The organism is Bradyrhizobium frederickii (genome assembly GCF_004570865.1).
GTDB lineage: Bacteria > Pseudomonadota > Alphaproteobacteria > Rhizobiales > Xanthobacteraceae > Bradyrhizobium > Bradyrhizobium frederickii.
Genome location: NZ_SPQS01000030.1, coordinates 16597 through 28665, shown reverse-complemented (window position 1 = coordinate 28665; position 12069 = coordinate 16597). Strand labels below are relative to the sequence as shown.

Annotated in this window: 12 protein-coding genes; 11 read left to right on the top strand and 1 reads right to left on the bottom strand. The window is 64.4% G+C overall.

Annotation, left to right across the window (positions count from 1 at the left end):
- Nucleotides 1-173 precede the first annotated feature (173 nt).
- Together E4K64_RS34190 and E4K64_RS34185 are read left to right on the top strand one after the other, a co-directional pair.
- Nucleotides 174-686 (top strand): CvpA family protein, encoded by a 513-nt coding sequence (locus E4K64_RS34190; RefSeq protein ID WP_135167277.1) that lies wholly within the window; start codon nt 174-176, stop codon nt 684-686.
- A 125-nt stretch (nt 687-811) separates the two neighbouring features.
- Nucleotides 812-1594, top strand: coding sequence for an SDR family oxidoreductase (locus E4K64_RS34185; protein WP_135167276.1), 783 nt, complete (start codon nt 812-814; stop codon nt 1592-1594).
- Between the two features lie 192 nt (nt 1595-1786).
- Here E4K64_RS34185 and E4K64_RS34180 read toward each other — a convergent pair whose 3' ends face one another.
- Nucleotides 1787-2263, bottom strand: a complete 477-nt coding sequence (locus E4K64_RS34180) for a DUF3775 domain-containing protein (protein ID WP_135167275.1) — start codon at nt 2261-2263, stop codon at nt 1787-1789.
- 113 nt (nt 2264-2376) lie between these two features.
- On the opposite strand from E4K64_RS34180, the gene E4K64_RS34175 reads away from it, so the two are divergent.
- The 9 genes from E4K64_RS34175 to E4K64_RS34135 all read left to right on the top strand — a co-directional run bounded on the left by E4K64_RS34175 (nt 2377) and on the right by E4K64_RS34135 (nt 12058).
- The gene (locus tag E4K64_RS34175) at nt 2377-3225 is read left to right on the top strand and encodes an MBL fold metallo-hydrolase (protein ID WP_167772408.1); all 849 of its coding nucleotides are present in this window, start codon (nt 2377-2379) and stop codon (nt 3223-3225) included.
- Nucleotides 3226-3474: 249 nt separating this feature from the next.
- A complete protein-coding gene (locus E4K64_RS34170) occupies nt 3475-4317 on the top strand; it encodes a fumarylacetoacetate hydrolase family protein (protein ID WP_135167273.1) in 843 nt (280 codons plus the stop codon).
- 155 nt (nt 4318-4472) lie between these two features.
- The gene (locus tag E4K64_RS34165; RefSeq protein ID WP_135167272.1) at nt 4473-5084 is read left to right on the top strand and encodes a glutathione S-transferase family protein; all 612 of its coding nucleotides are present in this window, start codon (nt 4473-4475) and stop codon (nt 5082-5084) included.
- 14 nt (nt 5085-5098) lie between these two features.
- On the top strand, nt 5099-5968 hold the full coding sequence (locus tag E4K64_RS34160; protein ID WP_135167271.1) for an MBL fold metallo-hydrolase: 870 nt from the start codon (nt 5099-5101) through the stop codon (nt 5966-5968).
- Between the two features lie 125 nt (nt 5969-6093).
- Nucleotides 6094-7242, top strand: coding sequence for an alpha/beta hydrolase (locus E4K64_RS34155; RefSeq protein WP_135167270.1), 1149 nt, complete (start codon nt 6094-6096; stop codon nt 7240-7242).
- A gap of 68 nt (nt 7243-7310) precedes the next feature.
- Nucleotides 7311-8282 carry an iron exporter MbfA gene (gene mbfA / locus E4K64_RS34150; RefSeq protein WP_126259627.1) on the top strand — a complete coding sequence of 324 codons (972 nt, stop codon included), beginning with the start codon at nt 7311-7313 and terminating at the stop codon, nt 8280-8282.
- Nucleotides 8283-8537: 255 nt separating this feature from the next.
- On the top strand, nt 8538-10010 hold the full coding sequence (locus E4K64_RS34145) for an amidase (protein WP_135167269.1): 1473 nt from the start codon (nt 8538-8540) through the stop codon (nt 10008-10010).
- 193 nt (nt 10011-10203) lie between these two features.
- Nucleotides 10204-10557: a nuclear transport factor 2 family protein gene (locus E4K64_RS41335; protein WP_235884868.1), complete on the top strand. Its 354-nt coding sequence runs from the start codon at nt 10204-10206 to the stop codon at nt 10555-10557.
- Nucleotides 10541-12058 carry a hypothetical protein gene (locus E4K64_RS34135; RefSeq protein ID WP_235884867.1) on the top strand — a complete coding sequence of 506 codons (1518 nt, stop codon included), beginning with the start codon at nt 10541-10543 and terminating at the stop codon, nt 12056-12058. Before E4K64_RS41335 ends, E4K64_RS34135 begins: the two co-directional genes overlap by 17 nt.
- The last annotated feature ends 11 nt before the right edge of the window (nt 12059-12069 follow it).

Below are 12069 nucleotides of genomic sequence, written 5' to 3'. Positions count from 1 at the left end.
AATCTGCTCGCGCAAATTCCGGCCTCTCCCCGTCATGTCCCCCCGACGCCTCCTCGACGATTGCTGCGGGCAGCCCTGGAGTTTCGGAGTCACCAATAGAGACGATTTTAGCGATCTGAAACCGGAATGATCGGACTTGCGTTCACTTGCTCCATCAAGGCAAGGTTGTGCTCATGAACAGTTTCGATCTGGCCGTCTACGCAGCGCTCGCCGTCGCGGTCGGCTTCGGTTTCAGGACCGGCCTGCTGCGTAGCGCCATGACCATCCTCGCCTATCTCCTCGCCGCGCCGATTGCGGTCGCGCTGCTGCCGCTGATCGCGCCGCAAATTGCAGGCAACCCGAATTCGCTGCTGCTGCAGAACTGGATCTGGTTCTTCGGCATCTTCGTCGTGGTCGGCATGCTGTTCGGGCATATCGGCCGCATCGCGTTGAACGACACCTTCGGCGAGGCCGGCATCGGCGACCGGCTCGGCGGCGCCGCGCTCGGCGCCATCAGGGTCGGCCTCGTCGCCACCACGCTGGTCCTGGTGTTCGACCAGATCGTGCCGGCCAACCGCCAGCCGCCGTTTCTCGTCGGCTCGCATCTGCGGCCGCTGTTCTCGATGGCAGGGCAGATGGGCTTCAAGTCGCTGCCGCCGGAAGCGGCCTCCGCGATCGACCGCCTCAAGCAGGAACAGCGGATCTAGAACGCATTTGCATCGCTAGCGCCCGGCGCATGCATTTTGGTGCGAGCCCATCCCTTATCAGCGGCGCCGCACTTGGTTAAGGTGCCCGCCGTCCAAAACCTGCCTGACATTACGGGAGTGAAACAGTGGATCTTGGGATCAAAGGTCGCCGCGCCATCGTCTGCGCATCCAGCAAGGGTCTCGGCCGTGCCTGCGCCATCGCGCTGGCGGACGCCGGCGTTCACGTCACGCTGACCGCACGCGGCGCCGAGGCGCTGAAGAAGACGGCCGATGAGATCCGGAAGGCCTATCCCGACGTGACGGTGACCGAGATCGTCGGCGACATCACGACGCCGGCGGGCCGCGAGGCCGTGCTGAAGGCATGCCCGGAGCCCGACATCCTGATCAACAATGCCGGCGGCCCGCCGCCCGGCGATTTCCGCAACTGGACCCGCGACGACTGGATCAAGGCGATCGACGCCAACATGTTGACCCCGATCGAGCTGATCAAGGCGACCGTGGACGGCATGATGGCGCGCAAGTTCGGCCGTATCGTCAACATCACCTCGGCCGCGGTGAAGGCGCCGATCGACATCCTTGGCCTCTCCAACGGTGCGCGCGCCGGCCTCACCGGCTTCATCGCCGGCCTGTCGCGCAAGACCGTGATCAACAACGTCACCATCAACGGCCTGTTGCCGGGCCCGTTCGAGACCGACCGCCTCACCGGCACCGCCAAGGCCGAGGCCGACAAGCGCGGCGTCTCCGCGGAGCAGATTCTGGCCGAGCGCGCCAAGCTCAACCCCGCCGGCCGCTTCGGCCAGCCCGACGAGTTCGGCTATGCCTGCGCCTTCCTGTGCGGCGCCAAGGCCGGCTTCATCACCGGCCAGAACATTCTGCTGGACGGCGGCGCGTTCCCGGGGACGCTGTAACGTCGCTGGCGGCTGCGCCAAAGCTTCCGCATCGTCATGCCCGGGCTTGTCCCGGCCATCCAGGCCTGGCCGCAGAGCACGAAGAACGCAGATGCCCGGGCCTTCGCCGCGCCGGAGCGGCTTCGGCCGCGCAGGCGGGACAAGCCCGGGCATGACGACCTTCAGTCGACAGCACTGCGCATGCTCGAGGTATCACCGCTGTTTCGTCGGCTCGTCTTCGTCCTGCTGGCTTGGAGCGGAGGAATCGGCTGTCGTGCGCTCGTCGCTCCAGTCGATGCCGAATGCGTCGAGCCCGTCGGCGAGCAGATCGCCGAGCATGGGCTCGCCGAGCAGATAATGCACCGTTTCGCGGCGCGGGCTGCGGTACTCGGAGCGGGCCTCCGCCGCGCGTGCGCGCAAATCGTCCCAATCGTCGATCGTGCCGTCGCCGCGACCGAGCCAGGTCAGCGCGACGAGATCGAGCTGCTCGTCCTCGTTCAAGGCGATCATGAAGCTGCCGAGTTCTTGGACGACAGGATCGGTGCCGTCGTCCTCGAGAACATCGAGCGCATCGTCATCGCTCGGGTTCGACCCGGAATCCGGATCGGAATCGCCCTCCTTGACGTCGAATTCGCGCGCCTTCTCGATGATGAAGGCGACTTTGTCAGCGGAAATCGCAAGCTCTGGCATGGCTCCTCCTCCGGTTCCCGCGATAACGCCGTATCGCGTCAGATGATCCATTGCGCATCATGGCGGAAACGGCGCATGTTTCGGCACCAAAACAAGAACATGGGAGCTGCCGGATGCAATGGAAGGTCGGTCGGGTCAAGATCACCAAGGTGGTGGAATTGGAGACGGTCGGCTCGACCCGCTTCATCCTGCCGCTGGCCGGCCACGCGGAGATCCAGAAGCTGCCTTGGCTGATCCCGCATTTCGCCACCGACGAAGGCCGGCTGAAGATGTCGATCCATTCGCTGGTGGTGGAGACGCCTTCGCGCCGCATCGTGGTCGACACCGGGCTCGGCAACGACAAGCAGGGCCGCAATGTTCCGACCTGGAACAACCGCACGACTCCGTTTCTCGAGACGATGAGCGCGGCCGGCTTTGCGCCCGAGAGCATCGACACCGTGCTGTGCACGCATCTTCATGTCGATCATGTCGGCTGGAATACGAAGCTGGCTGGCGGCAAATGGGTGCCGACATTTCCCAAAGCGCGTTACGTCTTCGGCAGGACCGAATACGAGCACTGGCGCGACCACTCCAGCGAGCCGGACAAGGCGGCGGTGTTCAATGATTCCGTGCAGCCGATCGTCGATGCAGGCCGGGCCGATCTGATCCCGAGCGACCACCGGCTCTGCGAGGAGATCAGCATGATTCCGACGCCGGGCCACAGTCCCGGCCATATGAGCATTTTCATCCGGTCGGACGGCGAGCAGGGCCTGCTCACCGGCGACGTCGCCCATCATCCCTGCCAGATGGCGCACCTCGACTGGTCCTCGACCGCCGATTCCGACCCGGCGAAATCGGCCAGGACACGACGCGAATTGTTCGGCCGCTTTGCCGACACGCCGACATTGGTGATCGGCGGCCATTTCTCGGCTGGGCATATCAGGCGGGACGGTGACGCGTTCCGGTTCGTGGCGCTGGGCTGAGCTCTGTGTCCCGGACGCGGTGCAGCGTGCAACGCTGCTCCGCCGAGCCGGGACCCAGAATGCCGCGGGATTGGGCCCCGGCTCAGCAGCGCACCGCTTCGCGCTGCGCAGCGTCCGGGGCACGAGACCTTGCCGCTCCCACCGAATCCAGAAGCCTGCAATGCGGCGCGCTTTGAGCGGTTGAATTTCCCGCCGCCCTGTTCCATGAAGCTGTTAACCGATCGGTCCAATCTCCAGGGAGAAACGAGAATGAAGCTTGTTCGTTACGGCGAGAAGGGTGCGGAAAAGCCCGGCCTGATCGACAAATCCGGCCAGTTGCGCGACCTGTCGGCGCATCTGAAGGACCTCACGGGCGAGGCCTATTCGCCGGAGAGCCTGAAAAAGCTGGCAGGCCTCGATCCCGCCTCGCTGCCCGCCGTGTCCGGCAAGCCGCGGTTCGGCGCCCCCGTCACCGGCATCTCGAAATTCGTCGCGATCGGCCTCAACTATTCCGACCATGCCAAGGAGACCGGCGCCGACATCCCGAGCGAGCCGATCATCTTCATGAAGGCCAACACCTCGCTGTCCGGCCCGAACGATCCGGTGGAGAAGCCGCGCGGCTCGACCAAGCTCGACTGGGAGGTCGAGATCGCCGCCATCATCGGCACCCGGGCCAAGTACGTCTCGGAAGCCGACGCGCTGAACCATGTCGCCGGCTATTGCGTCTGCAACGACGTCTCCGAGCGCGCCTTCCAGATCGAGCGCCTGGGACAGTGGACCAAGGGCAAGTCGCACGACACGTTCGGCCCGCTCGGCCCCTGGCTCGCGACCAAGGACGAGATCAAGGACGTGCAGAACCTGTCGATGTGGCTCGACGTCAACGGTCAGCGCCGCCAGACCGGCTCGACCAAGACCATGATCTTCTCCATGGCCAAGTGCGTCTCCTACGTCTCGCAGTTCATGACGCTGCTGCCCGGCGACGTCATCACGACAGGCACCCCGCCCGGTGTCGGCCTCGGCATGAAGCCGCCGACCTTCCTCAATGTCGGCGACGTCGTCACGCTCGGCATCGAAGGTCTCGGCGAGCAGCGCCAGGAGATTGTGGCGGCGTGAGGCGCACGCGCATCATACGTCGTCATGCCCGGGCTTGACCCGGGCATCCACGTCTCACAGTCTGACCACGACGCGACGCGTGGATGGCCGGGTCAAGCCCGGCCATGACGGAGGAAACACCGTTCGCACACGATCGATTGCAGGGAATAGTCCCCATGAAGCTCACCTTCTCCCCCGCCTCGCCCTTTGCCCGCAAGGTGCGCATCGCCGCGATCGAGCTCGGGTTGATCGACAAGATCGAGCTGACGCCGGCGAGCGTCGCGCCGGGCACGGCCAACGAGGATTATTCGAAGATCACGCCGCTGAAGAAGCTGCCGGTGCTGATCACCAATGACGGCGACGTCATTTTGGACTCCTACGTCATCGTCGAATATCTCAACGAGATGGCCGGCGGCAGCCTGATTCCGGATTACGGTCCGCGGCGCTGGAAGGCCAAGACCAATCACTCCCTGATCAACGGCATGCTCGATTCCATGCTGCTGTGCCGCTACGAGAAGATGGTGCGGCCGCAGGGCCTGCAATGGCAGGCCTGGTCGGACGACCATTGGAACAGGGCCTGGACCGGAATGGCGCGCTTCGAGAACATGCCCGAGGTGCTGAACGGCCCGTTCGACATCTCGCAGATCGGCCTCGTTTGCGTGCTCGGCTATGCCGATTTCCGCTTCGCCGATTGCGGCTGGCGCAAGGCCTATCCGAAGCTCGACGCCTTCCACCAGAAGATGCTGGAGCGCCCTTCCGTGAAGATCTCGGTGCCGCCGGCCGCATAACAGCTGGAGTTCTCATGAGCCTGAAATTCTCGGTCGGCGATCTCACCATCCATCGCATCATCGAGCAGGAGACCTCGTTCGTCCCGGCGCTGGAGATGCTGCCGGGGCTGACGCCGCAACTGCTGGCCGAGAACCGGGCCTGGATGCGCGAAGCGAAGGCGCTGGACGAGCAGGATGTTCTGCTGCTGTGCTTCCAGTCCTACGTTGTGAAGACGCCGCACCACACCATCCTGGTCGACAGCTGCATCGGCAACGACAAGCCGCGGCCCAATCGTCCGAAATGGAACATGAAGACGGACGATACCTACCTGCGCGGACTCGATGCCGCGGGGTTCTCGGTCGACGACATCGACTTCGTGATGTGCACGCATCTGCATGTCGACCATGTCGGCTGGAATACGCGGCTGGAGAACGGCCGCTGGGTGCCGACCTTCCCGAAGGCACGCTACGTCTTCGCCAGGCAGGAATTCGACCACTGGTCGGAGCAGAACGCGAAGGCGGAAGTCCCGCCCTTCGCCGACAGCGTGCTGCCGGTGGTCGAGGCCAACAGGCACGAGCTCGTCGGCAACGACCATGCGATCGGCGACCACGTCCGCATCCTGCCGACCCCCGGCCACACGCCGGGCCATATCGCCATCACCATGGGCCGCGGCAGGGACGACGCGGTGTTCTCCGGCGATCTCATGCACTCGCCGCTGCAAACGCTTTATCCGGAGCTGTCGATCAAGTTCGACGTCGATCCGGCCAAGGCGGCAACGACGCGCCGCGGCTTTCTCGAACGCTATTGCGACACCGACACGCTGTGCTGCACCGCGCATTTTCCGTCGCCGTCGGTGGGGAAGATCCGGCGCAAGGGCAACGCGTTCGTGTGCGCGGCGGTTTAAGGACGTTCCGTAGACTTCCAGCTCCGTCATGCCCGGGCTTGTCCCGGGCATCCACGCTCTTACAATCCGACATTAGCGAAGAACGTGGATGGCCGGGGCAAGCCCGGCCATGACGAGGAGACATCATGGCCGATCTCCCTGAAATCCCCCTGCCCGCCGGCATCCGCTCGCGCACCGTCGACGGCGTCAACGGCCTGCGCATGCATGTGCTGGAGGCGGGCTTCGAGACCAGGGGGCGGCGCTGTATTCTCTTGTTGCACGGCTTTCCTGAACTCGCCTTCTCCTGGCGCAAGGTGATGCCGGCGCTCGCCGCGGCCGGCTATCACGTGATCGCGCCGGACCAGCGCGGCTATGGCCGCACCACGGGATGGAGCGCTGACTACGACGGCAATCTCGCGCCGTTCTCGCTGCTCAACCTGGTGCGCGACGCGCTCGCCCTGGTGTCGGCGTTCGGCTACAGGCAGGTCGACGTGGTCGGACATGATTTCGGCAGCCCGGTCGCAGCCTGGTGCGCGCTGATCAGGCCCGACGTGTTTCGTTCGGTGACGCTGATGAGCGCGCCATTCGGCGGAGCGCCGCCGCTGCCGTTCGACACGATCGACACACCGGCAAGGCCGCCGATCGATGACCCCGTTCATCGCGAGCTCGCCGCGCTGCCGCGTCCGCGCAAGCATTATCAGTGGTACTACTCGACGCGCGAGGCCAACGCCGACATGCACCGCGCGCCACAGGGCGTGCACGATTTCCTGCGCGCCTATTACCATCACAAGAGTGCGGACTGGGCCGGCAACAAGCCCGCTCCGCTGACATCGTGGTCGGCGAACGAGCTGGCAAAGCTGCCGACCTATTACGTGATGGATCTGAACGAGACCATGGCGGAGACGGTCGCCAAGGAGATGCCATCGCCCGCGGCGATCGCGGCCAACCAATGGCTGCCGGACAGCGAGCTCGCCTATTACGCCGCCGAATATGGCCACACCGGATTCCAGGGCGGGCTGCAATGGTATCGCTACGGCACGTCAGGCATGCTCAACAACGAGCTGCAATTGTTCTCCGGTCGCAGCATCGACGTGCCCTCCTGCTTCATCTCGGGCAAGCAGGATTGGGGCACTTACCAGCGTCCCGGCGTGTTCGAGGCGATGCAGGCGCGCGCCTGCACGCAGATGCTCGGCTGCCATCTCGTCGACGGAGCCGGCCATTGGGTGCAGCAGGAGGAGCCGGCCGAGGTCGGCCGCCTGTTGCTCGACTTCCTCGCCAAAGCCGGCACGGCCTGATTTGACCCGGGAACAATGGGCTCCTATATAGTTTAGAATAATTCTAAACTACTGAAAACAGGACAGCCGTGAAGACTTTTGCCGATCTGACCGAGCGCGAGGTGCTGGCGGTCGCGATTTCCTCGGAAGAGGAAGACAGCCGCATCTACATGGCCTTCGCCGAGGACCTGAAGGAACGCTATCCGGACTCGGCCAAGCTATTCGAGCAGATGGCCGAGGAAGAGCGCGGTCATCGCCACATGCTGCTGGAATTGTACGAGCAGCGCTTCGGCCAGCATCTGCCGCCGATCCGCCGCGAGGACGTCAAGGGCTTTCTGCGCCGTCGCCCGATCTGGCTGACCAAGAACCTGCCGCTCGACACGATCCGAAAGGAAGTCGAGACCATGGAGCTCGAGGCCGAGCGCTTCTATGCGAAGGCCGCCGAGCAGGCCGAGGACGTCAACGTGCGCCGGCTGCTCGGCGACCTCGCCGAAGCCGAGAAGGCTCACGAGCACACCGCCGCCAGATTGACCGACGAGATCCTCAGTCCCGACGTGCGCGCCGAGGAGGATCGCACGCGGCGGCGGATGTTCGTGCTGCAATATGTGCAGCCGGGCCTCGCCGGCCTGATGGACGGCTCGGTCTCGACGCTGGCGCCGCTGTTCGCCGCCGCCTTCGCCACCCACCAGAACTGGCAGACGTTTCTCGTCGGCCTTGCCGCCTCGATCGGCGCCGGCATCAGCATGGGCTTTGCGGAAGCGCTGTCCGACGACGGCTCGCTGACGGGGCGCGGCTCGCCCTGGCTGCGCGGCGTCACCTGCGGCGCGATGACCACGCTCGGCGGGCTCGGCCACACCGCGCCCTATCTCGTGCCCGACAGCTGGGCCAACGCGTTCTGGATCGCAACGGCGATCGCCTGCGTCGTGGTGTTCTTCGAATTGTGGGCGATCGCCTTCATCCGCTCGCGCTACATGGACACCCCGTTCCTCCAGGCGGTGTTCCAGATCGTGCTCGGCGGCGCGATCGTGCTCGCGGTCGGGATATTGATCGGGGCGGCGTAGCGACATTCACCCCGGTGTCATTCCCCGCGAAGGCAGGGAATCCAGTATTCCAGAGTCGTCTCTGATTCAACCGAGAAGCCGCCGCGTACTGGATCGCCCGCCCCAGTGCGCAAGTGCGCACAAGGCGGGCGATGACACCGCCGTCGGCGGACGCCGCCTTCCCGCGATTTCGAACAGCAATCGCGATCAAGCAGCCGTTGCGGCATTCGGCCAAACTGCGCATCATCGTCCGACAACCAGAGCAGGAGACGCGCGGTGGCCAAATCGGAATGGAGTTTCAAGAGCGCGGTCGAGCTGTCGGCCGCCTTGAGCGCGAAGAAGGTCTCCGCGGTCGAGCTCACCCAGGACGCGATCGCCCGTATCGAGCGTCACGACGGCAAGATCAACGCGATCTGCGTCCGGGATTTCGATCGCGCTCTCGGTGCCGCGCGCGAGGCGGACGCCGCCCTGGCACGCGGCGAGCGCAAGCCGCTGCTCGGCCTGCCCGTGACGGTGAAGGAATCCTTCAACATCGCCGGCCTGCCGACGACCTGGGGATTCCTGCCGCAGAGGGATTTCAAGCCTGCCGAAGACGCCTTGCCGGTGGCACGCATCAAGCAGGCCGGCGGCGTGATCCTCGGCAAGACCAACGTGCCGGTAGGCCTCGGCGACTGGCAGAGCTACAACGACATCTACGGCACCACGAACAACCCCTATGATCTCGGCCGCACGCCGGGTGGATCGTCCGGAGGATCGTCGGCAGCCCTCGCCGCAGGTTATTGCGCGCTCGCCACCGGCTCCGACATCGGCGGCTCGCTGCGGGTGCCGGCCTTTCATTGCGGCATCTTCGCGCATAAGCCGACTCTCAATCTCTGCCCGGCCCGCGGCGAGACCCCGCCGCCGTTTCCGGCGATTCCGCGCGAGGGCGACCTCGCCGTCATCGGGCCGATGGCGCGCACGGCAGCAGATCTCACCCTGCTGCTCGACGTCATGGCCGGGCCGGAACCGCTGGACGCCGGTGTCGCCTACAAGCTCGACCTGCCCGCTGCACGGCATCATTCGTTGCGGGACTTTCGCGTCCTGGTGATCGACAGCGACCCGCTGTTGCCGACCGACGGTGACGTCCGCGGCGCGATCGACAGGCTCGCAACCGATCTGTCGAAGGCCGGCACGAGGATCGCGCGCGAGAGCGGCCAGCTCCCGGACTTCGCGGAGACGTCGCGGCTCTACATGCGCATGCTCCTGAGCTTTCTCGGCGCGTTCTTCCTGCCCGATGAGCTTGCGGATGCGCAAGCCCGGGCGAGCCAGCTTTCGCCCGAGGATCGCAGCCTCGGTGCGGAGCGACTGCGCGGCATCACCGCAAGCCACCGCGCCTGGGTGCTCGACGCAGGCGCCCGCGCCGGCCTGCGTGCGCAATGGCGCGCGCTGTTCAAGAGCTTCGACGCGGTGATCTGCCCGATCATGCCGACGCCGGCCTTTCCGCATGACCATTCGCCGGACCAGAGCCTGCGGCGTATCAGCATCGACGGCAGGGATTACCCCTATTCCGATCAGCTCGCCTGGCCGGGTATCGCGACGTTGCCGGGCCTGCCTTCGACGGCCGTTCCGCTGGGCCTGTCGAAGGACGGCCTGCCTGTCGGCGTGCAGATCGTCGGCCCGTGGCTGGAGGATCGCACGCCGCTCAAGCTTGCCGAGCTGATCGAGCGCGAGTTCGGCGGGTTCGTGCCGCCGAAGATGTTCGACGATTAGTCGCTCGTCATTGCGAGACGCTCTTGCGACGAGGCAATCCAGTAATCCGTCCGCGCTGGGAGATTGGATTGCTTCGCTTCCGCCTTCGCTCCTGGAGCGACGGCGGACAAGTCGCTCGCGATGACGGAGTAAGACGACATCGAGATTCCGGGTTCGCGCTCCGCGCGCCCCGGAATGACAGGAGGGACATGCAATGCGCCAGGACCTCGACCAACTCACCGCGCTCAATCGCGACTACGTCGCCTCCGTTCAGAACCGCGATGTCAAGCGCTTCGAAGAGATCCTGGCGCCCGAGTTCTACTGCTCCAATCCCGACAAGACGCTGGTATACCGCGCCGCCATCCTGCGACCGCAGCGCCGGGCTCGCTTGCCGCTCGCGCTCATTCCGACGATCGCCTGTTCCACTAAAGGATTCGCTAACCAAATAATCCTTTCGCGAGCCTTCATTCGGTTGCACAACCAATATTTACACAACTCGAAATCGATATACGTATACGTACACAAGATGAAATTCAACGTCTTGTTGTGCCATGGATCAAAGCCCTGAGTCTCTCTGTGTTGCAGAGGGCCGCAAGAACCAACCACGTTCTGAATACCAATATCCATCTTCTCCTGATTACGCGGATCCCAGCTGTGCTCATCGATCGTCGCGCACAGTTCCAGCAAAGAGCGATGGCGCAACAAACATTACTGGCGGAGTCGGCGCGCCGCGCGAGCTCGACCGCTGCATTCATCCGGACAAGGCGCTGGCCACCAAGCCGCTGGCGATCGCCCTCGCGCTGGTGTGCGGGCTTGCAGGCCTTGCGCTCCGGTACCTTGTCCGGGAATACGCCAACAGCGATGCGTTTCAGTTCCTGATCCCCTGGTACACCTTCGCTCGGGATCAGGGTATTGGCGCGCTGGCCGGGCCTTTCACCAACTACGCCCCGTTTTACAGCTACCTCCTGCTGATCGCCGCCCCTTTTGATAGGCTCGGCCAGCCACTTTCGCTCGTGAAGACAATCTCGGCGATATTCGAGCTCGGTTGCGCGATCGTTGTCGCACAGATCGTCTGGCGTACAACGAAGGTGCCATTGCGCGCGTCCATGGCCTTCTGCTCGGTCTGGCTCGCACCGACGGTGCTCTTCAATGGAGCAATGTGGGGGCAGGCCGATTCGATCTGGACCTTCTTCGCGCTGCTGTCCGTGGCGATGTTCATGCGCAACCGAAATGGCGTTCTGCCTTTCGCCGTAGGCTGTTCGGTGAAGGCGCAGGGCGTGTTCCTGGGGCCGTTCGTGCTCGGCATGATCTTGCGCCGCAAAATTCACCTGGCGTGGCTTGCCGCCATTCCGGGAGTCTATTTGATCCTCGCCATTCCGGTTCTCGTTGCAGGCCGATCTCTGGTCTCCGTGCTCGGCATCTATCTCGGCCAAGCCAACACATATCATCACCTGACCATGAATGCAGCGAACGTCTGGGTGTTCGCAGGAGGAACGCCGTACACAGTCGGGGTCGCCATTGGCCTCGTGCTCGCGGCAGCGAGCGGGCTTGCCCTATCGATCTTCATCGCACAGTCCAAGCGGACCGGGCCGGAGTTCACTCTGCTCGTCGCATGCGCGTCGCTCATTCTGATGCCGTACCTGCTTCCCAAGATGCACGAGCGCTACTTCTACGCGTTCGAACTTGCGAGCATCGCCCTAGCCTGCCTCAACCTGCGCTATCTGCCGTTCGCGGTGATTGCCCAGGTCGACGGCGTGTTATCCTATCTTGCATTCGAGAGCGAGATCGTCATGGGCCTGTTGCCGGCGGCGCTCTGCAACACCTTTTTGGTGTTCTACCTCGTGCTCGATCTCCGCCAGGGCGGACGTGGATTTCGCCTCCCAAGATTGGCCTGGCTTGGCTTCATTGCGTCGACGGCAGGATTGTTCTCCTATTTGCTCTTCGCAGGTGCCGGCCTGAACATATCCCCTGCCTATATGCTCGCCGCGGGCCTTGCCGCGCTCATGACGCTGCTGCTCATAAGGGAGTCGCGTTGCGCCTCGGCCGATGGTGCGGCCCCGTCGCGTTGAGCTTGATTGTG

What these genes read in the sequence shown, in the direction of transcription:
- E4K64_RS34190 (WP_135167277.1), top strand. Translation starts at nt 174, where the DNA reads ATGAACAGTTTCGATCTGGCCGTCTACGCAGCGCTCGCCGTCGCGGTC.
- E4K64_RS34180 (WP_135167275.1), bottom strand. Translation starts at nt 2,263, where the DNA reads ATGCCAGAGCTTGCGATTTCCGCTGACAAAGTCGCCTTCATCATCGAG.
- E4K64_RS34175 (WP_167772408.1), top strand. Translation starts at nt 2,377, where the DNA reads ATGCAATGGAAGGTCGGTCGGGTCAAGATCACCAAGGTGGTGGAATTG.
- E4K64_RS34170 (WP_135167273.1), top strand. Translation starts at nt 3,475, where the DNA reads ATGAAGCTTGTTCGTTACGGCGAGAAGGGTGCGGAAAAGCCCGGCCTG.
- E4K64_RS34165 (WP_135167272.1), top strand. Translation starts at nt 4,473, where the DNA reads ATGAAGCTCACCTTCTCCCCCGCCTCGCCCTTTGCCCGCAAGGTGCGC.
- E4K64_RS34160 (WP_135167271.1), top strand. Translation starts at nt 5,099, where the DNA reads ATGAGCCTGAAATTCTCGGTCGGCGATCTCACCATCCATCGCATCATC.
- E4K64_RS34155 (WP_135167270.1), top strand. Translation starts at nt 6,094, where the DNA reads ATGGCCGATCTCCCTGAAATCCCCCTGCCCGCCGGCATCCGCTCGCGC.
- E4K64_RS41335 (WP_235884868.1), top strand. Translation starts at nt 10,204, where the DNA reads ATGCGCCAGGACCTCGACCAACTCACCGCGCTCAATCGCGACTACGTC.
- E4K64_RS34135 (WP_235884867.1), top strand. Translation starts at nt 10,541, where the DNA reads ATGGATCAAAGCCCTGAGTCTCTCTGTGTTGCAGAGGGCCGCAAGAAC.